The organism is Halomonas sp. CKK8, from assembly GCF_029625235.1.
Classification (GTDB): Bacteria; Pseudomonadota; Gammaproteobacteria; order Pseudomonadales; family Halomonadaceae; genus Halomonas; species Halomonas ventosae.
This window is the reverse complement of record NZ_CP121193.1, coordinates 1,185,684-1,208,887: the sequence shown is the minus strand read 5'-3', so window position 1 is coordinate 1,208,887 and position 23,204 is coordinate 1,185,684. Positions and strand designations below refer to the sequence as shown.

Here is a 23,204-nt window from a genome sequence, read left to right as displayed (position 1 = left end):
AGCCCCGAATGCATATCGCGCTGCTGTCCCGCAACCGCAACCTCTACTCCACGCGGCGCCTGATCGAGGCGGCCGAACTGCGCGGGCATACCGCGCGGGTGGTCGACACCCTGCGCTGCTACATGAGCATCGCCTCGCACCACCCCTCGATCCACTACAAGGGCGAGGAGCTCGAGCCCTTCGACGCGGTGATTCCGCGCATCGGCTCCTCGATCACCTTCTACGGCTGTGCGGTGCTGCGCCAGTTCGAGATGATGGGCACCTACGTGCTCAACGACAACGTCTCCATCACCCGCTCCCGGGACAAGCTGCGCTCGCTGCAGCTGCTGTCGCGCAAGGGGCTCGGACTGCCGATCACCGGCTTTGCCCACTCCCCCGACGACATTCCCGACCTGATCACCATGGTCCGGGGTGCCCCGCTGGTGATCAAGCTGCTGGAGGGCACCCAGGGCATCGGCGTGGTGCTCGCCGAGACCAACCAGGCCGCCGAGAGCGTGATCCAGGCCTTCATGGGCATGAAGGCCAACATCATGGTGCAGGAGTACATCAAGGAGGCGAAGGGCGCCGACATCCGCTGCTTCGTGATCGGCGACAAGGTGGTGGCCTCGATGAAGCGCCAGGCCGCCGAGGGCGAGTTCCGTTCCAACCTGCATCGCGGGGGCAGCGCCAGCGTGATCCGCATCACCCCGGAGGAGCGCTCCACGGCGATCCGCGCCGCCAAGGCCATGGGGCTGCGGGTGGCAGGCGTCGACCTGCTGCGCTCCAACCATGGCCCGGTGATCATGGAGGTCAACTCCTCGCCGGGGCTGCAGGGCATCGAGACGGCCACCGGCAAGGACATCGCCGGGCTGGTCATCGAGCACCTGGAGAAGAACGCCGCCCCGCGGCACAAGGTCCCGCCTCGCCCCAAGGGCTGAATCCTCCGCCCAAAGGCTAACGGGGAAGCGGCAAATTATTGATCCCCGGGGGTGGCAAATGGGCGTCGACAGCCCCACAATCTGCGTCACCGGAGGAGGTGACCGCTCATGTTTCTCGACAATCGCCAGGTGGCGATGGACAGTGCCCTCGAGGCGATGGCCGACAGCATCGACTACTTTCAGGACAACCTGGAGCGCCTGCGTCCCTCGCTGCGCGACAGTCTGAAGCCCCACTACGAGGCGCGGGCGAAGTCGATGCACGAGCTCCAGGAGCTGTCGCGCAAGCACCTCAACCTGCTGCCCCGCGATGCCGATGTCGAGCGTGACGACTACATGTGGCTGTGGAGCCGGCTGAAGAGCTTCGTCGGCAACGAGAGCCAGGTGGTGATCGGCGAGCTGCTGGAACAGGAACGGGTACTAATGCAGGCCCTCTCGACGCTATTCACCCATCCCCTGCCCGAGCCGATGGAACCGGTCATCGAGGAGTGCTGGAAGGGTTGCCGGGCGCTGATCCGCGAGCTGTATCGCCTCCAGAAGCAGCGTCCGAAGCGTTGAGCACCCCCGGCGGGAGCAGCAGGCGGTCACGCTCCCGCGGCATGATCTTCAGGGGCTCGAGCGGCCCCAGGAAGTGCGGCTCGCGCTCCCACAGGTAGAGATCCCCCAGGGTGGCCACCCGCGCCACCCACTCGCGCAGCTTGAGTCGCCAGAGCCCGTCCGAGGCGCGCTCGGGCGCCGCACAGCCGCTCACCTCTAGCCCCAGCGCCTCGCCGATGAACAGCGCCCGCGGCAGGTGCCAGTCCTGGGTGATCAGCAGCGCCCGCTCCACGCCGAACACGTCTCGCGCCCGGGCCAGGGTGTCGAAGGTGCTGAAGCCGGCATAGTCCAGCGTCATGTCCTCGTCGCGCACGTCGCGGCCGCGCAGGTCACGCCACATGGTCACCGGCTCGTTGTAGTAGCGGGTGCTGTTGTCGCCGGAGATCAGCAGGTGGTCGACCCGTCCGAGATGGATCAGGTGGGCCGCGGCGCCCATGCGCCCCTCGAAGTGCGGATTGCGCGCCCCGCTGCGCGTCCAGTGAGAGGTGCCGAAGACGATGCCCACGGGCTCGCTGCCGCACTGCGCCAGTTCGCCCTCGATCTTCCCCTGAGTGCGCCCCAGCACGTAGAAATTGGCCAGCGCGAACAGACATGCCGCCAGGAGCGCAAGCGCCCCCAGCGACATCAGAACCGCCTTGAAGACCTTCCAGAATGGCCGGTGCATCGTGCTCCCCGGAGCAGGCGCTAGAACATCCCGAGTTCCAGCTTGGCCTCGTCGCTCATCATCTCACGACTCCAGGGGGGATCGAAGACGATCTCGGTGTGCACCTTGCTGATCTGCGGGGCACCGAGGATCTTGTTGCGGGCATCGGCGGCGATCACGTCGCCCATGCCGCAGCCCGGTGCCGTCAGGGTCATGCGGATGGTGACGATGCGCTCGCCGGTGATCAGCCGCTCGATGCGGCAGCCATAGACCAGCCCCAGATCGACGATATTCACCGGGATCTCGGGATCGAAGCAGGTCCGCAGCTGATCCCACACGAACTGCTCGATCTCGTCCTCCGAGGCATCCTCGGGCAGGGTCGGCCGCGGCAGCGCCTCGAGGCCCAGGGCATCCAGGTTGGCCCCCTCGACCAGGTAGAGGCGCCCCTCGAAGCCCACGCTGACCGTGCTGCCCTTGGCCTGCATCACGCTGACGACGCTGTCCTCCGGCAGGGTCACGGTCTTGCCGAAGGGAATGGAGATCGCCTCCACGTCCCGCTGCAGGGGCAGCTCCTGGCCCTTGTGGAGGGTGGCAATCTGCTCGATATCGCTCATGTCGCTCCTTGATAGCCTTCAGCGCAGCATGCCGACGACGCGCTCGAGCCCCTCGACGAAGACGTCGATCTCCTCGGGCGTGTTGTAGGCGGCGAAGGATGCCCGGCAGGTGGCGTCCACCCCGAACTGGGCCAGCAGCGGCTGGGCGCAGTGATGGCCGGTGCGGATCGCCACCCCGAGCTGGTCGATCAGCAGCCCGATATCCTGGGAGTGCGCGCCGTCGACCACGAACGAGAGCACGCCCGCCTTGTCCGGCGCGGTCCCCAGGATGCGCAGTCCCTCAATGCCCCTAACGCCCTCGGTGGCATGCTCGAGCAGCCTGGCCTCCCAGGCGCCGATCAGCTCGAGGCCGATCTGCTGGACCCACTGCAGGGCGCGCCCCAGGGCGATTACCTCGGCGATGGCCGGGGTCCCGGCCTCGAACTTGTGGGGGATGTCGGCGAAGGTGGTGGGCGCCTCGAAGGAGACCGTCTTGATCATCTCGCCGCCCCCCTGCCAGGGCGACATCGCCTCGAGCAGCTCGGCCTTGCCGTAGAGCACGCCTACCCCGGTGGGGCCATAGACCTTGTGGCCCGAGAAGGCATAGAAGTCGGCATCGATATCCCGCACGTCGATGGCCTGGTGGGGCGCGGCCTGGGCGCCGTCGACCAGGATCCGCGCGCCGTGCTCGTGGGCCACCCGCGCCATCTCGCGCACCGGGTTGACGGTGCCGAAGGCGTTGGAGATATGGTTCACCGCCACCAGTCGGGTGCGCTCGGTGAACAGGTCGCGGTAGGCCGCCATGTCCAGCACGCCGCGCTCGTCCACCGGGATCACCTTGATGGTGAATCCGAGCTCCCCGGCCAGCAGCTGCCAGGGCACGATGTTGGAGTGGTGCTCGAGGCGCGAGATCAGCACCTCGTCACCGGGACCGAGGTTGGCGCGCCCCCAGCTGTTGGCCACCAGGTTGATCGCCTCGGTGGTGCCGCGGGTAAAGACGATCTCGCGGGTCTCGGCAGCGTTCAGGAAGGCACGCACCGTCTCCCGGGTCCCCTCGAACGCCGCCGTGGCCTCGTCGGCCAGGGTGTGCAGCCCGCGATGGATGTTGGCGTTGTAGCGACCGTAGTAGTCGTCGAACATCGCGATCACCTGACGCGGGGTCTGGCTGGTCGCAGCGTTGTCCAGGTAGACCAGCGGCTTGCCATGGACTTCCCGGTCGAGGATCGGGAAGTCGCGTCGCACCTTCACCACGTCCAGAGTCAGGTCGCTGAAGTCAGCCATGGCTCACTCCTCGTTCAGGGCGGCGGCGGTTTCCACCAGGCCGGCGAGGTTGAAGCGCTCGGGAAGCTTGCCCGCCACGGCCAGTTCGACCCGCTCGGCGATGGCGTCGAGGTCGACCTGCTCCAGCACCTCGCCGGCGAAGGCCAGGGTCAGCAGGCCGCGGGCCGTCTGCTCGTCGATGCCGCGGGTGCGCAGGGCGAACACCGCCTCCTCGTCGAGCTGGCCGGTGGTGCTGCCGTGGGAGCACTTGACGTCATCGGCGTAGATCTCGAGCTCGGGCTTGGTGTCGATCTCGGCACGGTCGGAGAGCAGCAGGTTGGCGTTGCTCTGGAAGCCCTCGATCTGCTGGCTGTCGCGCTTGACGATCACCTTGCCGTTGAACACGCCGTGGGCGCGGTCGTCGAGGATGCCCTTGTAGTTCTCGTTGGAGAAGGTCCGCGGCGCGTTGTGGTTGACCAGGGTGTGGTTGTCCACGTGCTGGCGTCCCTGGCCATAGAAGAGGCCGTTGAAGTTGGCCTCGGCGCCCTGGCCGTTGAGCTCGGCCACCAGGTCATTGCGCACCAGGCCGCCGCCCAGGTTCAGGTTGAAGGAGGTGTAGCGGCTATCACGGGCCTGCTCTATGTGGATGCTGGCCACGTGCAGGTCGGCCAGCGGCGCCTCCTGCAGCTTGTAGTGGGTGAGGATCGCGCCACGGTCGAGGATGATCTCCTCCACCAGGTTGGTGAAGTTGGCGGCCTGCTCCTCGCCCACGTGATGCTCGATCACGGTGGCCTCGCTGCGGCCGCCCGCCTCGATCAGGATGCGCGGGTGGCTCATCACCGCCTGCTCACCGGCCCGGGAGAGGAACTGCAGGATGATCGGCTTCTCCACCACGGTGCCCGGGGCCAGGCGCAGCACGACCCCCTCCTCCATGAAGGCGGTATTGAGCGCCGCGAAAGAGGAGAACTCGACCCCGGTGAGCCGGCCCAGCGGGCCGCCCACCGCCTCGTGGTTTTCCGCCAGGGCCGCCGAGAGCGGCACCAGCTGCGCGCCCGCGGGCAGGTCATCGAGCCGCGACAGGGCCGGGGCGAAGACACCATCGACGAAGGTCAGCCGGTGGGCCTCCATCGGCAGGGTCAGCCGCGCCGCCGTGGCCGGGGAGAAGTCGGCCTCCGTGGCCAGGGCGAAGTCGCCGCGGGCAATGGCCCGCACATCGGTGTACTTCCACGCCTCGACACGGCGGTGGGGAAAGCCCAGCGCCTCGAAGCGGGCGGCCCCCGCCTGGCGCCGCGCGGCGATCCAGGTCGGCTCGGCGCCGCGGCCGGCGCGGTACTCGCTAAGCCGGTCGAGGAAGCGTTGCACGTCGCTCTGCACTGCGTCATTCATGCGGCGGTCTCCTCCTGCACCCAGTCATAGCCGCGGCTCTCGAGTTCGCGGGCCAGCTCGGCATCGCCGCTCTTGACGATGCGGCCATCGACCAGCACGTGCACGCGATCCGGCACGATGTAGTCGAGCAGGCGCTGGTAGTGGGTCACCAGCAGAATGGCCCGATCCTCGGCGCGCAGGGAGTTGACGCCGTCGGCGACTACCTTCATGGCGTCGATGTCCAGGCCCGAGTCGATCTCGTCGAGCATTGCGAGCTTCGGCTGCAGCACCAGCATCTGCAGGATCTCGTTGCGCTTCTTCTCGCCACCGGAGAAGCCCTCGTTGACGGCACGCTGCAGGAAGCTGGTGTCCATCTTCATGGAGGCCACCTTCTCCTTGATCAGCTTCATGAACTCCGGTGCCGGGATCTCGCCCAGGCCCTGCGCCTCACGCTGGGCGTTCAGCGCCGCCTTGAGCAGGTAGATGTTCTTCACCCCCGGGATCTCCACCGGGTACTGGAAGCCCAGCAGCAGGCCGGCGCGGGCCCGCTCCTCGATCTCCATCTCCAGCACGTCCTGGCCCTCGAAGGTGATCGAGCCCTTCGTCACCTCGTAGCCGTCCTTGCCGGCGATCACCGCCGAGAGGGTCGACTTGCCGGCCCCGTTGGGGCCCATGATGGCGTGGACTTCACCGGCGTTGATGGTCAGGGTGAGGCCCTTGAGGATCTCGGAACCCTCGACCGTGACGTGCAGATCCTTGACTTCGAGCATGTTGACTACCTTTTCGATTCTGGCGAGCCGCCACCGCGACTACTTGAATGTTTTGACCTTCTCGCGAATCCGGAGAAACGCGCGAGCGGCGCCTGAACAAGGCGGAAGCAGGTGAGAGAGGCGGAGTTTACGACCGTAAATGAGCATTCTCGACCCTGTTTCCAACGCCGTGCAGGCGTCGCGCAGCCGTTTCCTCAACCAACAGCGCCTTCGAGGGTGACGTTCAGCAGCGCCTCGGCCTCCACGGCGAACTCCATGGGCAGCTCCTGGAAGACGTCCTTGCAGAAGCCGTTGACGATCATGCTCACCGCATCCTCCTCGGAAATGCCGCGGCTCTGGCAGTAGAACAGCTGGTCCTCGCCGATCTTGGAGGTAGTCGCCTCATGCTCGACGGTGGCCGTGCTGTTGCCGATCTCCTGATAGGGAAAGGTATGGGCGCCACACTGGTCGCCGATCAGCAGCGAGTCACACTGGGTGAAGTTGCGCGCGCCCTTGGCCCGCGGACCCACCTTCACCAGGCCACGGTAGGACTGGTTGCTGCGCCCGGCCGAGATGCCCTTGGAGATGATGCTCGAGCGAGTACCCTCACCGATGTGGATCATCTTGGTGCCGGTATCGGCCTGCTGGCGGCCGTTGGTCACCGCCACGGAGTAGAACTCGCCGATGCTGTCCTTGCCGCGCAGCACGCAGGAGGGGTACTTCCAGGTGATCGCCGAGCCGGTCTCGACCTGGGTCCAGCTGATGCGCGAGCGGTCGCCGCGGCAGTCGCCACGCTTGGTGACGAAGTTGTAGATGCCGCCCTTGCCGTCCTCGTCGCCGGGGTACCAGTTCTGCACGGTGGAGTACTTGATGTAGGCATCCTCGAGCGCCACCAGCTCCACCACCGCCGCATGCAGCTGGTTCTCGTCGCGCATCGGCGCGGTACAACCTTCCAGATACGACACTTGGGCGCGGCTCTCGCAGATGATCAGGGTGCGCTCGAACTGCCCGGTGTTCTCGGCGTTGATGCGGAAGTAGGTGGAGAGCTCCATGGGGCAGGTCACGCCCTCCGGGACGAAGACGAAGGAACCATCAGTGAACACCGCGGAGTTCAGCGCCGCGAAGTAGTTGTCGCCCTGGGGCACCACGCTGCCCAGGTACTGCTTGATCAGTTCCGGGTAGTCGCGAATCGCCTCGGAGATGGAGCAGAAGATCACGCCCGCCTCGTGGAGCTTCTCCTTGAAGGTGGTGGTCACCGACACGGAATCGAAGACGGCATCCACCGCCACGCCGGCCAGGGCCGCCCGCTCGTGCAGGGGAATGCCCAGCTTCTCGTAGGTCTCGAGCAGCTTGGGGTCCACCTCGTCGAGGCTCTGGGGCTTGTCCTCGTCACGCTTGGGCGCGCTGTAGTAGGAGATCGCCTGGTAGTCGATGGGCGGATAGTCCAGATGCGCCCAGGAGGGCGGCGTCATCTTCAGCCACTGGTGGTAGGCCTTGAGGCGCCACTCCAGCATCCACTCCGGCTCGCCCTTCTTGTTCGAGATGAAGGCGATGGTGCTCTCGTCCAGGCCGGGCGGTACCGTGTCGCTCTCGATGTCGGTCACGAAGCCTTCCTTGTACTCGCGACGGACAAGCTGTTCCATTTCCTGACTTGCCATGATGAATCCCCTCCCGGGCGGTTGGGTCGGCGAGCGCGGCTCGCCTCGGGTAGTGAAATGCTCGGTTGCGTCAGGCCTCGGCGGCCAGACTCACGCTCTGAATGGGCAGCTGCACCGGCAGCTTGATGGGACTGGTGTCGGCCAGGTGGGCCAGGGTCACGCTGTCGAGCAGGGTGCGGATGGCCAGCGAGACCCGCTGCCAGTTGTCCGCGACGCCGCAGGTGGCGGCCAGGTCGCAGTCGCCGCCGGCCTGGCTGCACTCGGTCATCGCCACCGGCCCCTCGATCGCCGAGATGATGTCGCTGGCGGTGATGCGGGAGGCGGGGCGTGCCAGGGAATACCCTCCCTGGGCGCCGCGGCGTGACTCGAGCAACCCCGCCTTGACCAGCATCTTCAGGGTCTTGCTGACCGTGGGATGGGGCAGCTGTACCGCCTCGGCAAGCTCCGCGGCCGCCTGGGGCTGGTCCGGGTGACGGGCAATCTGCGCCATCACCACGGCGGCGTAGTCGGTCAGCCGTGAAAGCTTGAGCAAGGCCTGACTCCCCGGGGGCATCTCCCCCTCATGTTCGATTGGGGACCATTTTAGTCCTGTATCATTTTGATGTGAAGCCCCGGGCGTCCAATCGCGTGGATCGCGGCACGTTCACGGACGTTACCGACAATAACGATAATCGATCGCATTTGAACACCCATAGGAAGGAGTCCACCTGCCCGGGAGGCATCAGCACTGCCAATTCGTGCCATTGCGCATCCTCATCCACGGAAAAACAAATAGATAGGGTGCTCTGCTATGCTGTGATGCCTCGCATGGGGCATTTCGTCGCCCCCTCGCCCCTGCCCACGACATCGTCACACCTCGGCACCGCAGGGCCGTCGCCCGGCGGCTATGCTTGCCAAGGGACAGGGCTCGCAAGGAGAAACGACTTGGAACTGATTCAGTACGCACTGGACAACATCGACCTCTTGGCCACGCGCACCCTGGAGCACATCTCGCTGGTGGGGGTTGCCGTCGGCATCGCCACCCTGACCGGGGTGCCGATCGGCATCGCCATCACCAAGAACGAGCGCCTGGCCCAGGCCGTGCTCTACGCCGCCTCGATTATCGTGACCATCCCCTCGATCGCGCTGTTCGGGATCATGATCCCGGTGCTCTCGCTGATCGGCCAGGGCATCGGCTACTTGCCGGCGGTTATCGCGGTGCTGCTCTACTCCCAGCTACCGATCATCCGCAACACCTACACGGCGATCAACAACGTCGACCCGGCCTTGCGCGAGGCGGCCCGGGGGATCGGCATGAGCCCCAACCAGCGTCTGCGCCTGGTGGAGATTCCCCTGGCGGTGCCGGTGATCATGGCCGGCGTGCGCACCGCCGTGGTGCTCAACATCGGCGTGATGGCGATCGCCGCCTACATCGGCGCCGGTGGCCTCGGCACCTTCATCAGCCGCGGCATCTCCCAGTCCGACCCGCGCCAGCTGATCGTCGGCGCCGTGGCGGTGAGCCTGCTGGCCGTCATCGTCGACTACACCCTGCTCTACGTGCAGAAGCGCCTGACGCCCCGCGGCATGGAGCTCGACGCCTCCACCGCCTGACGGCGAGCCCCTGACGACCGAGACGACAAGGACCCCCGAATGATCCAACTCGATAACCTGACCAAGGTCTTCGACACGCCCGAGGGCGCCGTGGTCGCCGCCGACCACATCAACATGAAGGTGCCCAGCGGCGAGATCTGCATCCTGCTCGGCCCCTCGGGCTGCGGCAAGACCACCACCCTGAAGATGATCAACCGCATCGTGAAGCCGACCTCCGGCAAGGTGTTCATCAACGGGGAGGACACCACCGACCTGAACACCCAGGACCTGCGCCGCAACATCGGCTATGTGATCCAGCAGATCGGGCTCTTCCCCAACATGACTATCGAGGAGAACATTACGGTGGTGCCCAAGCTGCTGGGCTGGAACAAGGCCCGCTACAAGGAGCGGGCCCGGGAGCTGATGGCGATGATCTCCATGGAGCCCGACGCCTTTCTCAAGCGCTTCCCCAGCGAGCTCTCCGGCGGTCAGCAGCAGCGCATCGGCGTGGCCCGGGCGCTCGCCGCCGACCCGCCGGTGATGCTGATGGACGAGCCCTTCGGCGCCATCGACCCCATCAACCGGGCGGTGATCCAGGACGAGTTCCTCAAGATGCAGCAGGAACTGAAGAAGACCATCATGTTCGTCAGTCACGACATCGACGAGGCGATCAAGATGGGCGACCGGGTGGCCATCTTCCGCGAGGGCAAGCTGGTGCAGTACTCCTCGCCCGACGACCTGCTGGCCGCACCCAAGAACGCCTTCGTCGAGTCCTTCCTCGGCGAGGACCGCGCGCTCAAGCGCCTCAACCTGGTCAAGGTCGAGGAAGTCGTCTCCGACGAGATCGCCACCGTGAGTCCCGGCGACACCCTGGAGACGGCATTGGCCCGCATTGATGACTACGGCTACCAGAACGCCATCCTGATGGTGAACGACCAGCGCCAGCCGGTGGGCCTGATCACAAGGTCCAAGGCGCGCACCACCAAGGGCTACTGTCGCGACCACTTCGAGAGCGTCCCGGCCACGGTGACCCTGGAGGACGACCTGCGCAAGGTCGCCTCGCTGATGTTCGCCAAGGACGCCACCTGGCTGCCCTGCGTGGATGACGAGGGGCGCGTCTGTGGCCAGATCACCCAGCGCGCCATGACGCACCACCTCGGGTCACGCTTCCGTGCCCGCGAGGCTGCCAGCCGGAATCCCGCCAGCGCCGTCAAGGAGTGAGCCGATGCCGATTCAGAGCCTGAAAGGGGCCCTGCGTGCACTCCTGCTGGTGGCGATCTTCTTCGCCGGGGTATGGAGCCAGTCGAGCGGGGTCATCGATGACTTCCTGTGGTACCTGCCCGACGTGCAGTACCTGGCCGCCCAGCACCTGTGGCTGACCGCGATCTCCGGCGGCCTGGCGATCCTGGTGGCCATCCCGCTGGGCATCGTGCTGTCGCGCCCGAGCATGACCCGCTGGGCGGAATCGCTGATGCAGGTGCTCAACGTCGGTACCACTATCCCGACGCTCGCGGTCCTGGCGCTCTCCATGAGCTTTTTGGGCATCGGCACCGTACCGGCCGTGTTCGGCCTGTTCGTCGCCACCCTGCTGCCGATCACCCGCAACACCTATGCCGGGCTCAAGGGCGTCGATCCGGCGCTGATGGAGGCCGCCGCCGGCATCGGCATGTCGGCGACCCAGCGGTTGCTGCGGGTGGAATTGCCCAACGCCCTCTACGTGATCTTCGCCGGCATGCGCACCGCCCTGACCATCAACGTGGGCACCGTGCCGCTGGCCTTCCTGATCGGCGCCGGGGGGCTGGGCGAGCTGATCTTCACCGGCATCGACCTGTACGACCCGGTGATGATGCTCTCGGGCGCCATTCCCACCGCCCTGCTGGCGATCGTCGTCGATGCCTTGGTCGCCACCGTTGCCTTCCTGGTGGTGCCGCGCGGGGTCAACCCGTCGCGCGCCTGATCGTTCGAACCGTGCTAGACCATCTGAAACCACATAAGGAGAAAGACTCATGAAACGCCTGATGACCACCCTGTCCGGCCTGGCCCTGGCCGGCGCCATGACCACCGCCGGCGCCGCCGAGATCACCGTCGGCGGCAAGAACTTCACCGAGCAGCAGATCCTCTCCAGCATGACCACCCAGTACCTGGAGGGTCTCGGCTACGACGTGGAGAACCGCTCCGGCATGGGCTCCGCCGTGCTGCGCCAGGCCCAGGAGAACGGCCAGATCGACCTCTACTGGGAGTACACCGGCACCTCGCTGATCAACTACAACGACGTCACCGAGCGCCTGGGGCCGGAGGAGACCTATGAGCGCGTCAAGGAACTCGACGCCGAGAAGGGCCTGGTGTGGCTGGAGCCCTCCGCGGCCAACAACACCTACGCCCTGGCCATGCGCGAGGCAGACGCCGAGGAGCGCGGCATCGCCTCCCTCTCCGACCTGGCCCAGGCGGTCAATGACGGCGAGGAGCTCACCTTCGCCCTGAACGCGGAGTTCTATGCCCGCGAGGATGGCTGGCGGCCGCTGCAGCAGGCCTACGACTTCCGCGTCAGCCGCGACGATGTCAAGCGCATGGATTCCGGCCTGGTCTATCCGGCCCTGCGCGACGGCGACGTCGAGGTGGGGCTGGTCTTCGCCACCGACGGCCGCATCCCGGCCTTCGACTTCCGCGTGCTCGAGGACGACAAGGGCTATTTCCCGGCCTATGCCCTGACCCCGGTGGTGCGCGAGGAGACCCTGGAGGCCAATCCCGAGCTGGCCGAGCAGATGAACGCGCTCTCCAGCCTGCTCGACGACGAGACCATGGCCGAGCTCAACGCCCGGGTCGACGTCGAGCGCGAGACCATCGAGGACGTGGCCCAATCCTTCCTCGAGGAGAACGAGCTGCTGTAACCAGGACGATACGCTCCATAGGCCCGCTCCAGAGGGGCGGGCATTTTTTAACAAGAGCTAATGAGATTCTATGCAACACACCTTGAAAACAGTCATGACCGGCACCGTGATGGCTGCCACATCAGTGATGGCGCAAGCCGAGACAATTACCGTAGGCGGCAAGAACTTCACCGAACAGCTGATCCTGGCCGACATGACGGTCCAGTACCTTGAGGCCAAAGGCCACGATGTCGATGAGCGCTCGGGAATGGGGACCTCTGTGCTTCGCCAGGCGCAGGAAAGCGGGCAGGTAGACCTTTATTGGGAGTACACCGGCACCTCACTGATCAGCTACAACAAGGTGACCGAGAAGTTGACACCTGAAGAAGCATATCAGCGCGTCAAGGAGCTCGATGCCGAAAAGGGCCTGGTGTGGCTGGAGCCTTCCGAGGCCAACAACACCTACGCGCTGGCCATGCGCGAGGACCATGCGCAAGAGCTTGGCATCACCTCTATTTCTGACCTTGCTGAAGCCATCAATTCAGGAAATGAATTGGTACTAGCCTCGAATGCGACGTTCTATTCCCGTGATGATGGACTTCGCCCGATGCAGGAGACCTACGGATTCGAGTTCGGCAGACGCAATGTCAAGCGTATGGATCAAGGGCTCACTCTTCCTGCACTTGACCAGGGAGAAGTAGACGTAGCCATGACCACCGCAACAAATGGCCGAATCCCGGCACTGGACTTGACGGTGCTGAAGGATGATCGTCAGTTCTTCCCTGACTATGCCCTGACCCCGGTGGTACGCCAGGAGACGCTGGAGGCAAATCCCGACCTCGCAGAGCAGATGAATGCGCTGTCGTCACTACTCGACGACGAGACCATGGCAAGACTTAATGCCAAAGTCGATGTCAAGAAAGAAAGTGTTGAGGACGTGGCCCAGTCCTTCCTCGAGGAGAGCGAGCTGCTGTGACCGCCAGGCAATGCCGCCATACGCATCGAGGCCGCCCCCGGGCGGCCTTCGTGTATCCGCCCCAGAATCGGTATCGAGCTTCCGATGCCCTCCGGCCATGCTCCCGTGGACTGGCCGCCTTTGACCCTGCCCTGCTTGGGCCGCCCGGCAGGGAATGACCCGAGACGGTGGCGGGGCATCGACGCCCGGCCACCGTCTCGCTAGCATGACGCCACACCACCGGAGACCGCTGCGATGACGACTTCCTTCCTGCTGATGATGGGCGGAGCCCTGGCCGTGCTGGCGGTGCTGCACTGGCTGCTGTTCCGGCTGGTCAAGCGGGCGATGGCTCGCTCCGCCGACAACGACCGATCCACGGACTGATATCCCCTCCACCATGAGCCCCGATCATGCACTATCAAGACCGCCTGCGAGTGGGCGCCGCCCAGATCAACGCCACCCTCGGCGAGGTGGATGCCAACCTGGCACAGCATCTCGACACCATTCAGGAGGCCTGCGACCAGGGCGTCGAGCTGCTGGTCTTTCCCGAGCTCTCGCTGACCGGCTACGGCCTGGGTAGCCGGGTGATGCAGGTGGCGATGCCACTGGAGGATCCGCGCCTGCGCGAGCTGGCCCTGGCCTGCCGCGAGATGCAGACGGTGGTGGGCTTCGTCGAGGAAGCGAGTCCCGGCGAGTATTACAACGCCCTGGCCATCCTCCAGGACGGCGAGATCGCCGCGGTGCACCGCAAGCTCAACCTGCCCACCTACGGCGGCCTCGAGGAGGGCAAGTGGTTCACCCACGGCAGCGAGCTCACCCATACCCCGGTGCGCCCCGGCTGGTCGGCGACCCAGCTGATCTGCGCCGACCTGTGGAACCCGGCACTGGTGCACGCCGCCCTGCTGCGCCGTCCCACCGTGCTCTGCGCGCCGATCAACTCGGCCTCGGGCATCGTCAGCGACGACTTCTCCAACGAGCAGAACTGGGCCCTCAACGTACGCTTCTACGCCATGACCTACGGCACGCCGGTGATCATGGCCAACCGCTTCGGCCCCGAGGGCCAGAGCCACTTCTGGGGTGGGTCGCGCATCCTCGGCCCGCGCGGCGAGCTGCTCGCCGAGGCCGAGGAGCGCGAGACGCTGATCACCGCCGAACTGTCACGCACCGCCATCGCCCGGGCCCGCTTCGAGCTGCCCACCCATCGCGATGCCGACACGCCGCTGGTGCGCGAGCTGATGGCCGGCTTCCGTTGAGCGGCCACAAGGGAGAGCGATGATGCGCGAGGGTCCGGTCACGGTCTTCGGTGGCACCGGCTTTCTCGGCGACGCCATCGTCCGCGAGCTGGTCGAGGCCGGCCGCGGGGTGCGTATCGCTGCTCGCCATCCGGCCCTGCCCGCCTGGCTGGAGGACGGGGACCCGGTGGAACTCGCCACCGCCGACCTGCGCGACGAGGCAAGCATCGAGGCGGCCCTCGCGGGCGCCAGCGCCGTGGTCAATGCCGTCAGCCTCTATGTTGAGACCCGCGATACCAGCTTCGAGGCCATCCATGTCACGGGGGCCGGGCGGCTGGCAAGCCAGGCCCGGGCGGCAGGCATCGAGCGGCTGGTGCTGGTCTCGGGGATCGGCGCCCGCCACGATTCGGCCTCGGCCTACGTGCGGGCCCGCGCCCGGGGCGAGGATGCGGTGCTCCAGGCCATGCCCCGGGCGATCCTCGTGCGGCCGAGCGTGCTGTTCGGCCCCGGGGACGCCTTCCTCAGCGGCCTGGAGGGCCTCACCCGGCTTCCGCTGATCCCGCTGTTTGGCCGCGGCACGACCCGGCTGCAGCCAGTTCACGTGGTCGACGTGGCACGAGCCATCGTCCGGCTCACCGGCCACCCCGCCACCGAGCGGCGCCTCTTCGAATTGGGCGGCCCCGAGGTCCTGAGCTACCGCGAGATCCTCGAGACGCTGCTCGCCCACCTGCAGCGCGAGCGACCGCTGGTGCCGCTCCCCTTCCTCGCCTGGCGGCTACTGGCGGCCCTGGCCGCCTGGCTGCCAGGCCCGCCGCTGACCCGCGACCAGGTGATCCTGATGCAGGCGAACAACGTCGCCGACGAGGACGTCGGCGGCTTTGGCGACCTGGACATCCTGCCCCGCTCACTGCGCGAGAGCCTGCCCAACTGCCTGACGCCTTCCGGCCCCTGACCCCCGCAGGACATTCTGGTCGTCAGACGCGGGCCCCAGCGTCTATGCTGCAGGCATGAAACTCTTCTCCCTCAATCCCAGCAGAGCCTTCGGCGAGAAGGTGGCCCAGTCGCTTGGCATCTCGCTTGCAGAACACGAGGAACGCGACTTCGAGGACGGCGAGCACAAGGCGCGGCCGCTGGAAAGCGTGCGCGGCGAGGATGTCTACGTCCTGCAAAGCCTCAATGGCGACCCGGCCCAAGGGGTCAACGAACGGCTCTGCCGACTGCTGTTCTTCCTGGGCACCGTCCGCGATGCGGGAGCCGCACGGGTGACTGCCGTGATCCCCTATATGGCCTATGCACGCAAGGACCGCCGGACCAAGCCCCGCGACCCGCTCACCTCCCGCTATCTGGCCATGCTGCTGGAGGCCATGGGCATCGACGCCGTCATGACGCTCGATGTACATAATCCCGCGGCGTTCCAGAACGCCTTCCGCTGCCCTACCCACACCCTCGATACGCGTCGCCTGTTCGCCGACCACATGCGGGAGCGATGCGGCGACGGACCGGTGGTGGTGGCCTCCCCTGACCCGGGCGGCGTGAAGCGAGCGCAGGGCTTCAGGGAAATGCTCGAACCCATGCTGGGTCGCGAGATTGGGTCGGCCTTCATGGAGAAGCGCCGCAGCGAGGGCAAGGTCAGCGGCACACTGCTGACCGGCGAGGTCGAAGGCGCCAAGGTGCTGGTCGTGGATGACCTGATCAGCTCGGGTGGCACCCTGCTGCGCGCCGCCCGGGCCTGCCTCGACCGGGGCGCAAGCGAGGTATATGGCCTGGCGGCACACGGCCTGTTCGTCGGTGACGCGGACAGGGTGGTCAGCGACCCGCAGCTGACCAAGCTTGTCGTGACCGATACCGTCCCGCCGACCCGCCTCGATGCCGAGGTGGCACGCCAGCATCTGGAGGTGGTCAGCGCCGCTCCGCTCTTTGCCGAGGCCATCCGCCGCGTTCATGAGAATGGCTCGCTCACCGATCTGCTCGAGGGTCCTGCATAACGGCAGCTCCCTCCTTGCCCCGATGGCCAGGGATCCGTGCCAGGTCCAGGCTAGTCCAGTTCACGACAGGCCCGCAGCCCCAACGCCAGGTACTCCCTGGCCTGCGGCTCCCACTTGTCCGGGGTGCGCGGGTCCGGTTCGAGCAGGTGGGAGAGGGACAGGCGTGCCCTGAGACAGGCACGATAGGCCGTATAGAAGGCCAGCAACCGCTTGTCTGGCCGGTCCTGGAGCGTCCGGGCGCATTCGCCGACCAGTCGCTCGAGAATCCAGGCAGCCCCGAGTCGCTCGCACTCGAGGCCCAGGAAACACAGTTCGTCAAAGGGGTCCACCAGCCGCAGGGGACGGCTGAATTCGAGGCAATCGATGACAACGGGAGGATCGGAGAGGCAGACATGCTCGGGGCGCAGGTCACCATGCCCCTCGACGATCCGCCCCCGGCGGGGGCGATCCCCCAGCAGGCCAGGCTCTTCCTCGAGCAGGCGGTCGAGACGGTCGAGCATGAGCCGCACCCCGTCGCTGGCGACGGAGAATCGCGTATCCGTGATGACCTCGCGGTTACGATCGAGCTCGAGCTGGAAACGGTCCAGGTAGGTTTCTGCTGGCATGTCGACCGGCTCGAGCCCCCGGTAGAAGGCGGCGAGCCTCCGGGCGACCCGGGTCACCATGGTCCCGGTGACGTTGTCCCGAGATAGTGCGACATCCAGCATGAGGTGCTCGGGCAGACGCTTCATCACGACCAGCCAGTCGACCACTTCGCCCTCGCCATCGAGCACCAGCCTGCCCGTGAGATCGAGCCGCAAGGCTGCCACCCCGAGGTAGACCTGCGGCGCCAGGCGACGATTGAGCCGCACCTCCTCGTGGCAGAGCACCTCGCGGTCGCGCAGGAAGTGGCAATCACGGTGCCTGTACTCGACGGGTTTCTTGAGCTTGTAGACGCAATCCCCCGCCAGGAAGACCCAGGCCATATGGGTTTCCCGGACATCGACCTCCCCTTCGAACCCAGAGTACGCCCGGGTACTCGACAGGAACGCGACCTTGTACCGGAGTGACACATCGTTGACAGCCGCAGCAGCCTTGTGGGATGAATCCTCGGCCATGGGGGTACTCCTCCCGTCGTGGCCAGAGGGTATCACACCTTCTTGACGAACTCGGACTTGAGCTTCATGGCCCCGATGCCCTCGATCCGGCAGTCGATGTCGTGGTCGCCGTCGACCAGGCGGATGTTCTTGACCCGGGTCCCGACCTTCACCACCGAAGAGCTGCCCTTGACCCGGAGGTCCTTGATCACCGTGACGGTGTCGCCGTCGGCCAGGGGGTTGCCGTTGGCATCGCGGACCCCCGCCTCCTCCACGGCCGGCTCGGCACCGGCATCCCTCGACCACTCGTGGCCACACTCCGGGCAGACGAGCTGAAGGCCGTCGTCGTAGGTGAACTCGGAGCCGCACTCGGGGCAGTTGGGCAGGTCGCTCATGATCGGGTCCTGTGCTGTGAAAGACAGGGCGGCAAGCCTACACCGACCGGCATCGCCGCTCCAGTCCGGCCATCGCCGCGGCGCGCCCATGGCGGTATGCTCGAGAGCGCCATCACCGACAGCACAAGGAGAGAGAATGAAGGTCGCGATCATGGGCAGCGGCGGCGTGGGAGGCTACTTCGGTGCCCGCCTGGCACAGGCCGGCGAGGAGGTCACCTTCATCGCCAGGGGCGAGCACCTGGCGGCGATCCGCCACCACGGCCTCGCGGTATCCAGCATCGAGGGCGACGTGACCCTCGCCCCGGCCAGGGCCACCGACGACCCGGCCGAGGTCGGCAGCGTGGACGCGGTGATCGTAGCGGTGAAGGCCTGGCAGGTCCGCGAGGCCGCCGAGGCGATCAGGCCGATGGTCGGCTCCGGGACCCTGGTGCTGCCGCTGGAGAACGGCGTCGAGGCGGCCGACACCCTGGCCAGCGTGCTCGGCGAGGCGCCGGTGCTCGACGGCCTGTGCGGCATCCTCGCCTGGCGTGAGGGGCCGGGGCGCATCCGCCACGCGGGCGTCTCGCCCTTCGTGCGCCTGGGCATCCGGCACCCCGGTCAGGAAGACGGGGCCCGGCAGCTGCGCGACACCCTGGACCGCGCCCCGGGCGTCAGCGCCGAGATGCCCGACGACATCCAGGCCGCGGTATGGAGCAAGTTCCTGTTCATCTGCGCGATGAGCGGCATCGGGGCCGTCACCCGGGCGCCCATCGGCGTGACCCGCACGCTCCCCGAGACCCGCTCGCTGACCGAGCGCCTGCTCGCCGAGATCGAGACGGTGGCCCGGGCCCGGGGGGTGGCGCTGCCGAAGGACGCGGTGACGCGCGCCATGAAGTTCATCGACTCGCTGCCGGCCGAGAGCACTGCCTCCATGCAGCGCGACATCATGGCGGGGCGCCCCTCCGAACTGGAGGCCCAGAACGGCGCGGTGGTACGCCTGGGCCAGGAGGCCGGCGTCGACACCCCGGTCAACGCCATGATCCATGCCGCCCTGCTGCCCCAGGAGCGGGCGGCACGCGAGGACGGTGCTTTCGGGTAACGAGGCTCAGTCGCCAAGGGCGGCTGAGACACCTGCCGCCATGTCCTGCGGGGCGACGCGCTGTTACCCTCCCGGGGTCTGCCGCATCGCCACAGGAGGCACCCGATGACCCGCCCACGCATTACCCTCGATGTCTTCAGCGACTTCGTCTGCCCCTTCTGCTACCTGGAGGTCCCGGAGCTCGCCGCCCTGGAAGAGCGCTTCGGCGACGTCGTGGCGATCCGCTGGCGCGCCTTCGAGCTGCGCCCCGAGCCCGAGCCGACCCTCGACCCTGACGGCGACTACCTGCACGACACCTGGGAACGGGCGGTCTATCCCATGGCCGCGGAGCGCGGCATGACCCTGCGCCTGCCCCGCCGCCAGCCCCGTTCGCGGCTGGCCCACGAGGCCAGTGCCTGGGCCCGGACCCAGGAGGCCCTCCGGGCCGAGGGCGCCATGCGCACGGCGCTGTTCCGCGGCTTCTTCGAGGAGAGCCTCGACCTGGCCGACCCCGAGGCACTCGTCCAGGTGGCGCAGACACTCGACCTGGATGGCCAGGCCTTGCGCCAGGTCCTGGCGCAGGGCGATTTCCTCCAGCAGGTGCGGGCCGACCAGCAGACCGCCCGGGAGCTCGGCATCGGCGGCGTGCCGGGCCTTCGCTTCTCGCTGGACGGCGAGCATGCCGGCGTGCTCGAGGGCGCCCAGCCGCGCCGCCAGCTGTTCCTGGCGGTGGAGCGACTGCTCGACGCCATGCGCTGATGTCACGGGCCGTCCTCCCCCCCTGATGCCAGCCCCCTGATATGCTGTAGCCAGAAGCATGATTCGTCTCGCCCATATGTTGCGCACAACAGGGAGCCTTCACCGTGGCCGAACAGAACAGCGTGATCGCCTTCTATGACGAGCGGATGCTGGCCCATGAACCGGATATCGAGGTGCCCTTCCTGCCGGGGCGCATGGACAAGCGAGTCCGCTCACTGCTGTCGGGGCTGGGGGTGCCCTGGAAGTATCCCGAACACCCCGCCCGGCTCTCCGCCATCCGACACCTGCTGGACCTCGAACCGGTCCCCGGGGTGACCTTCGAGGCCGGCAAGCCGGCCACTCGCGAGCAGTTGGGGCACGTCCATACCAACTCCTACCTGGACAGCATCTACCAGCTGCGCGGCAAGAGCGCCTGGCTGGACGTGGATACCACGGCCGTCTCCCCCGGCAGCGTCGATGCCGCCGAGGTGGCCGCCGGCACGGCGATCGCCGCCGTCGAGGCGGTGGTAGAGGGGCGGGCCGAGAGCAGCTTCGCGCTGGTAAGGCCCCCCGGTCATCATGCCGAACCGGTACGCGCCCGCGGCTTCTGCCTGTTCAACAACGTGGCCGTGGCGGCCGCCCATGCCCAGGCGGCGCTGGGCTGTCAGCGGGTGATGATCGTCGATTGGGATGCCCATCACGGCAACGGTACGCAGGACATCTTCTGGGCCGACCCGGATGTGCTGTTCTTCGATATCCACCGTGCCTCTCCCTTCTATCCTGGCACGGGAAGTCTCGAGGAGGTCGGGGTGGGCCTCGGGGAAGGCACCATCGTCAATGTCCCCCTGCCTGCCGATGCCGGCGACGCCGCCTATCTCAAGGCCTTCCGTGAGATCCTGATACCGGCGGCCGAGTGGTTCCGCCCCGACCTGATCCTGGTCTCGACAGGATTCGATCCCCACAGCCATGACCTGGCGCTGAATGTCTCCTATGACGGTTTTGCCGCCATGACCGGCATCCTGCAGAGCCTGGCCCGCCGGCAGTGCGGGGGAAGGCTGGTCTTCGTGCTGGAAGGCGGCTATAACCTGATATCGCTGGCGCGCGGCGTCAGGTCGGTGCTCCAGGTGCTGGCCGGCGATGAGCCACCGGAACCCGGCCTGCGCGGCCTTGCCGAGGTGGAAGCCGCGGCGGCCTTCCATCGCAGTGCCTTCGTCGCCGAAGAGGATACGCCGAGCACTCCAACCGACGCCGGTCCGGACGGGCTATCAGGCACCCCATAAGTTGAGCGACATCACTGCTCGGCTTGCCACTCGAGCACCAGCCGGTCTGGGCCATCGCGGCGTACCCGGGTGCCGAGCGGATGTCCCTCGCGGTTCAGCATCCGGCACAGCCACTCGGCCTCATCGCGAGGGGCTCGATCGAGACGGAAATGGCGGCGCTGCAGGGGCACCATGACCAGCCGTTCCAGGCGGCCGTCCGTCGGGCAGAGGGTCGGGAAGTAGAGCAGCGCCAGGTCGTCACGGAACGCCTCATGGCCGGCGATGCCCTCGTAGTCGTTGATCAGGTCGCCGCAGCCATAGAGGATCAGCCTGCCACGATACACCTCGATGCCCAGCGGATGGTGAGAGGAGTGGCCCCAGACCAGGTCCACACCGGCCTCGTCGATCAGCCGGTGGGCGAACTCTCGATGCTCGGCGGGGATCGCGTAGCCCCAGTTGCCGCCCCAGTGCAGCGAGACCAGGGCCAGTTCTCGGGGTTCGCGTCCCCGGGCGACGTCTGCGGCAATGGTCGACACGGTGGCGGTCGAGAGGTCGGTCAGTACATTGACCCCGGGTCGGGCGTCACCGGCCGCCCAGTCGAGGGGCACGCCGCTGCTGGGCAGCCCGAAGGCCAGCAGCCGCAGGTGCCCGCCCGGAACCTGGAAACGTGCCGGGACCCTCACCTGATGCCGGTCAAGGCCGGCACCAGCCGTGGCGTAGCCGGCCTCCCCGAGCACCTTCAGCGTCTCGTATAGCCCGCGTCGTCCCCAGTCCAGCACATGGTTGTTGGCCAGCACGCAGGCATCCACTCCCGCCGCGGCAAGCACCGGCAGGTTGGCGGGATGCATGCGGTACTGGATGCCCTTGGGCTCGGCATCGTCGCTGGTAGTGACCGCCGTCTCGAGGTTGATCAGGCGCAGGTCGGGAGCCTGGCGCTCAAGCGACGTCAGGGCGTCGCCCCAGACGTAGGGGAAGTCGACGGGATGCGAAATGGAGCCGGTCACGCGCTCGGCCAGCCGGACGTAGTCGATGGCCGAGGTCATGTACGACTCGAAGATCCGGGGATCGCCGGGATGCGGCAGAATCTGGTCGATACCACGCCCGGTCATCACATCCCCGGTCAGCCAGAGGGTCACGCCGACCATCGCCGTACCCCGGTTCCGGCCAACTGCCCCCTACCCCTCAGAGGAAAGGGGCGGCCGGGGCAGCCGGTCGGGCAGATGGGCCCGGAGCTCCTCTGCGCTCAGTGCCGTGAGGTCCTTGTGCAGTTCGAGCACGATGCACTTCGCGACAGCCTCGGGCAGCGTCTCGCGCAGCAGCCCCAGGAAGCGCGGCGTGGCGCTGATGATCAGGTGCCGGAAGGCGCCATCGTGCAAGCCGGCGGCCAGGCGCTCCCCCACCTCATGGGCGAAGCGGATCGCCTCCTGCTCCTTGGGCGAATGGTGCTTGCCCATGGCATGGCGCCCCTCGCCCATGGAGTCGAAGGCGCGTCCCGGGCTGTCGGCATTCAGGTCCCGGTCATGCAGGCGGCCCTCGGGGTTGGCCAGGTCCTCCAACTCCTCCAGCGGCCCTCTCTGGTCCGACGCCGAGAAGAGCCGTGCCCGTGCCTGGTCGGCGACTACCACCCAGGTGGTGTCCATGTCGTTTCCTCACGCCAGGGAAGCCCCCAGGCCGGATTAGCCGGCCTGGCGGTCATTCCGAATGGTTACTTGACCTCGACCTTGCGGCGGTTGGCCTGCTTGAGCTTGGGCAGCGTCAGCTCGAGGACACCGTTCTTGAAGCTGGCCTCGGCCTTGTCGGCATCGATCTCGCTGGGCAGGGCCACCGTCCGGGTGAAGGAGCCACGTGAGATCTCGGAGTGGAAGTATTCCCCCTCCTCCTCCTTGCTCTCCTCGCGGTGGTCGCCCTTGATGGTCACCGCGCCGTCGGTCACCGAGACGTCGAGCTCCTCGCGCTCGAAGCCCGGGACCTCGGCGCGCACCACCACCTCGACATCCCGGTCGATGACGTCGACCTTCGGCATGCCCTTCTCGAAGGCGGCGAAGCGCTGCCAGAGGGGATGCTCCCAGCGGGAGGGCATCCCGCCGCGATCGAAGAAGGTATCGAGCATGCGATCGAACTCGCGGAACGGGCTCATCGCCCTCGACTCGGTCTGCGGTGCAGACTTCCCGGACGAGACCGGGACATCCTGGGTCTCCTTTGACGCTTTCTTGGCCATGACGATGACTCCTTGAATGCAGATCACGAATGGCGTAGCCGATGGGTACTCGAGGTGCCGGATACCGGCAAGCA

At 66.9% G+C, this 23,204-nt stretch carries 26 protein-coding genes; 14 read left to right on the top strand and 12 right to left on the bottom strand.

Annotated features, from left to right (window positions below; genetic code table 11):
* The first annotated feature begins 8 nt into the window (after positions 1 to 8).
* Together rimK and P8934_RS05695 are read left to right on the top strand one after the other, a co-directional pair.
* The gene (gene rimK / locus P8934_RS05700; RefSeq protein ID WP_133636163.1) at positions 9 to 917 is read left to right on the top strand and encodes a 30S ribosomal protein S6--L-glutamate ligase; all 909 of its coding nucleotides are present in this window, start codon (positions 9 to 11) and stop codon (positions 915 to 917) included.
* Between the two features lie 108 nt (positions 918 to 1,025).
* A complete protein-coding gene (locus P8934_RS05695; protein ID WP_133636164.1) occupies positions 1,026 to 1,472 on the top strand; it encodes a hypothetical protein in 447 nt (148 codons plus the stop codon).
* Here the strand turns inward: P8934_RS05695 and P8934_RS05690 are convergent.
* From P8934_RS05690 to P8934_RS05660, 7 genes are all read right to left on the bottom strand, one after another.
* On the bottom strand, positions 1,393 to 2,175 hold the full coding sequence (locus P8934_RS05690) for an ElyC/SanA/YdcF family protein (protein WP_278033327.1): 783 nt from the start codon (positions 2,173 to 2,175) through the stop codon (positions 1,393 to 1,395). The genes P8934_RS05695 and P8934_RS05690 overlap by 80 nt on opposite strands.
* Before the next feature lie 20 nt (positions 2,176 to 2,195).
* On the bottom strand, positions 2,196 to 2,768 hold the full coding sequence (gene sufT / locus P8934_RS05685; RefSeq protein ID WP_133636165.1) for a putative Fe-S cluster assembly protein SufT: 573 nt from the start codon (positions 2,766 to 2,768) through the stop codon (positions 2,196 to 2,198).
* Between the two features lie 18 nt (positions 2,769 to 2,786).
* Complete coding sequence (locus P8934_RS05680) at positions 2,787 to 4,028, bottom strand: cysteine desulfurase (protein WP_278033326.1); 1,242 nt, start codon at positions 4,026 to 4,028, stop codon at positions 2,787 to 2,789.
* Between the two features lie 3 nt (positions 4,029 to 4,031).
* The gene (sufD, locus tag P8934_RS05675) at positions 4,032 to 5,393 is read right to left on the bottom strand and encodes a Fe-S cluster assembly protein SufD (RefSeq protein ID WP_278033325.1); all 1,362 of its coding nucleotides are present in this window, start codon (positions 5,391 to 5,393) and stop codon (positions 4,032 to 4,034) included.
* Positions 5,390 to 6,142 (bottom strand): Fe-S cluster assembly ATPase SufC, encoded by a 753-nt coding sequence (sufC, locus tag P8934_RS05670; protein ID WP_133636168.1) that lies wholly within the window; start codon positions 6,140 to 6,142, stop codon positions 5,390 to 5,392. Before sufC ends, sufD begins: the two co-directional genes overlap by 4 nt.
* Before the next feature lie 194 nt (positions 6,143 to 6,336).
* A complete protein-coding gene (sufB, locus tag P8934_RS05665) occupies positions 6,337 to 7,779 on the bottom strand; it encodes a Fe-S cluster assembly protein SufB (protein ID WP_133636169.1) in 1,443 nt (480 codons plus the stop codon).
* Between the two features lie 70 nt (positions 7,780 to 7,849).
* Positions 7,850 to 8,311 carry an SUF system Fe-S cluster assembly regulator gene (locus P8934_RS05660; RefSeq protein ID WP_278033324.1) on the bottom strand — a complete coding sequence of 154 codons (462 nt, stop codon included), beginning with the start codon at positions 8,309 to 8,311 and terminating at the stop codon, positions 7,850 to 7,852.
* Between the two features lie 392 nt (positions 8,312 to 8,703).
* Here P8934_RS05660 and P8934_RS05655 point away from each other — a divergent pair, with 392 nt between their 5' ends.
* The 9 genes from P8934_RS05655 (at position 8,704) to P8934_RS05615 (ending at position 16,387) form a co-directional block, all read left to right on the top strand.
* On the top strand, positions 8,704 to 9,369 hold the full coding sequence (locus P8934_RS05655) for an ABC transporter permease (protein WP_278033323.1): 666 nt from the start codon (positions 8,704 to 8,706) through the stop codon (positions 9,367 to 9,369).
* A gap of 39 nt (positions 9,370 to 9,408) precedes the next feature.
* The gene (locus P8934_RS05650) at positions 9,409 to 10,569 is read left to right on the top strand and encodes an ABC transporter ATP-binding protein (RefSeq protein ID WP_278033322.1); all 1,161 of its coding nucleotides are present in this window, start codon (positions 9,409 to 9,411) and stop codon (positions 10,567 to 10,569) included.
* Between the two features lie 4 nt (positions 10,570 to 10,573).
* On the top strand, positions 10,574 to 11,305 hold the full coding sequence (locus tag P8934_RS05645) for an ABC transporter permease (protein ID WP_278033321.1): 732 nt from the start codon (positions 10,574 to 10,576) through the stop codon (positions 11,303 to 11,305).
* A 49-nt stretch (positions 11,306 to 11,354) separates the two neighbouring features.
* Positions 11,355 to 12,236 (top strand): glycine betaine ABC transporter substrate-binding protein, encoded by an 882-nt coding sequence (locus P8934_RS05640; protein WP_278033320.1) that lies wholly within the window; start codon positions 11,355 to 11,357, stop codon positions 12,234 to 12,236.
* 70 nt (positions 12,237 to 12,306) lie between these two features.
* Positions 12,307 to 13,191, top strand: a complete 885-nt coding sequence (locus P8934_RS05635; protein WP_278033319.1) for a glycine betaine ABC transporter substrate-binding protein — start codon at positions 12,307 to 12,309, stop codon at positions 13,189 to 13,191.
* Between the two features lie 234 nt (positions 13,192 to 13,425).
* Positions 13,426 to 13,554 (top strand): hypothetical protein, encoded by a 129-nt coding sequence (locus P8934_RS05630; RefSeq protein WP_278033318.1) that lies wholly within the window; start codon positions 13,426 to 13,428, stop codon positions 13,552 to 13,554.
* Positions 13,555 to 13,580: 26 nt separating this feature from the next.
* Positions 13,581 to 14,423: a nitrilase-related carbon-nitrogen hydrolase gene (locus P8934_RS05625; protein ID WP_278033317.1), complete on the top strand. Its 843-nt coding sequence runs from the start codon at positions 13,581 to 13,583 to the stop codon at positions 14,421 to 14,423.
* Positions 14,424 to 14,445: 22 nt separating this feature from the next.
* Positions 14,446 to 15,354, top strand: coding sequence for a complex I NDUFA9 subunit family protein (locus P8934_RS05620; protein ID WP_278033316.1), 909 nt, complete (start codon positions 14,446 to 14,448; stop codon positions 15,352 to 15,354).
* Positions 15,355 to 15,409: 55 nt separating this feature from the next.
* A complete protein-coding gene (locus P8934_RS05615) occupies positions 15,410 to 16,387 on the top strand; it encodes a ribose-phosphate pyrophosphokinase (RefSeq protein ID WP_278033315.1) in 978 nt (325 codons plus the stop codon).
* Between the two features lie 50 nt (positions 16,388 to 16,437).
* On the opposite strand, the gene P8934_RS05610 is transcribed toward P8934_RS05615, so the two are convergent.
* A complete protein-coding gene (locus P8934_RS05610; protein WP_278033314.1) occupies positions 16,438 to 17,352 on the bottom strand; it encodes a hypothetical protein in 915 nt (304 codons plus the stop codon).
* Between the two features lie 164 nt (positions 17,353 to 17,516).
* On the bottom strand, positions 17,517 to 17,858 hold the full coding sequence (locus P8934_RS05605; protein WP_278033313.1) for a zinc ribbon domain-containing protein YjdM: 342 nt from the start codon (positions 17,856 to 17,858) through the stop codon (positions 17,517 to 17,519).
* Positions 17,859 to 17,994: 136 nt separating this feature from the next.
* Here P8934_RS05605 and P8934_RS05600 point away from each other — a divergent pair, with 136 nt between their 5' ends.
* The 3 genes from P8934_RS05600 (at position 17,995) to P8934_RS05590 (ending at position 20,933) form a co-directional block, all read left to right on the top strand.
* Positions 17,995 to 18,936, top strand: a complete 942-nt coding sequence (locus tag P8934_RS05600) for a 2-dehydropantoate 2-reductase (protein WP_278033312.1) — start codon at positions 17,995 to 17,997, stop codon at positions 18,934 to 18,936.
* 105 nt (positions 18,937 to 19,041) lie between these two features.
* Positions 19,042 to 19,674, top strand: a complete 633-nt coding sequence (locus P8934_RS05595) for a DsbA family protein (RefSeq protein WP_278033311.1) — start codon at positions 19,042 to 19,044, stop codon at positions 19,672 to 19,674.
* A 104-nt stretch (positions 19,675 to 19,778) separates the two neighbouring features.
* Positions 19,779 to 20,933 carry a histone deacetylase gene (locus P8934_RS05590; RefSeq protein WP_278033310.1) on the top strand — a complete coding sequence of 385 codons (1,155 nt, stop codon included), beginning with the start codon at positions 19,779 to 19,781 and terminating at the stop codon, positions 20,931 to 20,933.
* A gap of 11 nt (positions 20,934 to 20,944) precedes the next feature.
* Here the strand turns inward: P8934_RS05590 and P8934_RS05585 are convergent, their stop codons facing one another.
* The 3 genes from P8934_RS05585 to P8934_RS05575 all read right to left on the bottom strand — a co-directional run bounded on the left by P8934_RS05585 (position 20,945) and on the right by P8934_RS05575 (position 23,130).
* Positions 20,945 to 22,048, bottom strand: coding sequence for a CapA family protein (locus P8934_RS05585; RefSeq protein WP_278033309.1), 1,104 nt, complete (start codon positions 22,046 to 22,048; stop codon positions 20,945 to 20,947).
* A gap of 39 nt (positions 22,049 to 22,087) precedes the next feature.
* A complete protein-coding gene (locus tag P8934_RS05580; protein ID WP_278033308.1) occupies positions 22,088 to 22,552 on the bottom strand; it encodes a host attachment protein in 465 nt (154 codons plus the stop codon).
* A gap of 65 nt (positions 22,553 to 22,617) precedes the next feature.
* Positions 22,618 to 23,130: an Hsp20/alpha crystallin family protein gene (locus tag P8934_RS05575; protein WP_278033307.1), complete on the bottom strand. Its 513-nt coding sequence runs from the start codon at positions 23,128 to 23,130 to the stop codon at positions 22,618 to 22,620.
* Positions 23,131 to 23,204 lie beyond the last annotated feature (74 nt).

Bases quoted from the DNA above. Each gene is read 5' to 3' on its own strand.
- sufC (WP_133636168.1), bottom strand. From the start codon at position 6,142: ATGCTCGAAGTCAAGGATCTGCACGTCACGGTCGAGGGTTCCGAGATC.
- P8934_RS05695 (WP_133636164.1), top strand. From the start codon at position 1,026: ATGTTTCTCGACAATCGCCAGGTGGCGATGGACAGTGCCCTCGAGGCG.
- P8934_RS05690 (WP_278033327.1), bottom strand. From the start codon at position 2,175: ATGCACCGGCCATTCTGGAAGGTCTTCAAGGCGGTTCTGATGTCGCTG.
- P8934_RS05580 (WP_278033308.1), bottom strand. From the start codon at position 22,552: ATGGACACCACCTGGGTGGTAGTCGCCGACCAGGCACGGGCACGGCTC.
- P8934_RS05610 (WP_278033314.1), bottom strand. From the start codon at position 17,352: ATGGCCTGGGTCTTCCTGGCGGGGGATTGCGTCTACAAGCTCAAGAAA.
- P8934_RS05615 (WP_278033315.1), top strand. From the start codon at position 15,410: ATGAAACTCTTCTCCCTCAATCCCAGCAGAGCCTTCGGCGAGAAGGTG.
- P8934_RS05640 (WP_278033320.1), top strand. From the start codon at position 11,355: ATGAAACGCCTGATGACCACCCTGTCCGGCCTGGCCCTGGCCGGCGCC.
- P8934_RS05630 (WP_278033318.1), top strand. From the start codon at position 13,426: ATGACGACTTCCTTCCTGCTGATGATGGGCGGAGCCCTGGCCGTGCTG.
- P8934_RS05645 (WP_278033321.1), top strand. From the start codon at position 10,574: ATGCCGATTCAGAGCCTGAAAGGGGCCCTGCGTGCACTCCTGCTGGTG.
- sufD (WP_278033325.1), bottom strand. From the start codon at position 5,393: ATGAATGACGCAGTGCAGAGCGACGTGCAACGCTTCCTCGACCGGCTT.
- P8934_RS05600 (WP_278033312.1), top strand. From the start codon at position 17,995: ATGAAGGTCGCGATCATGGGCAGCGGCGGCGTGGGAGGCTACTTCGGT.
- P8934_RS05620 (WP_278033316.1), top strand. From the start codon at position 14,446: ATGCGCGAGGGTCCGGTCACGGTCTTCGGTGGCACCGGCTTTCTCGGC.
- P8934_RS05595 (WP_278033311.1), top strand. From the start codon at position 19,042: ATGACCCGCCCACGCATTACCCTCGATGTCTTCAGCGACTTCGTCTGC.
- rimK (WP_133636163.1), top strand. From the start codon at position 9: ATGCATATCGCGCTGCTGTCCCGCAACCGCAACCTCTACTCCACGCGG.
- P8934_RS05635 (WP_278033319.1), top strand. From the start codon at position 12,307: ATGCAACACACCTTGAAAACAGTCATGACCGGCACCGTGATGGCTGCC.
- sufT (WP_133636165.1), bottom strand. From the start codon at position 2,768: ATGAGCGATATCGAGCAGATTGCCACCCTCCACAAGGGCCAGGAGCTG.
- P8934_RS05625 (WP_278033317.1), top strand. From the start codon at position 13,581: ATGCACTATCAAGACCGCCTGCGAGTGGGCGCCGCCCAGATCAACGCC.
- P8934_RS05650 (WP_278033322.1), top strand. From the start codon at position 9,409: ATGATCCAACTCGATAACCTGACCAAGGTCTTCGACACGCCCGAGGGC.
- P8934_RS05680 (WP_278033326.1), bottom strand. From the start codon at position 4,028: ATGGCTGACTTCAGCGACCTGACTCTGGACGTGGTGAAGGTGCGACGC.
- P8934_RS05605 (WP_278033313.1), bottom strand. From the start codon at position 17,858: ATGAGCGACCTGCCCAACTGCCCCGAGTGCGGCTCCGAGTTCACCTAC.
- sufB (WP_133636169.1), bottom strand. From the start codon at position 7,779: ATGGCAAGTCAGGAAATGGAACAGCTTGTCCGTCGCGAGTACAAGGAA.
- P8934_RS05575 (WP_278033307.1), bottom strand. From the start codon at position 23,130: ATGGCCAAGAAAGCGTCAAAGGAGACCCAGGATGTCCCGGTCTCGTCC.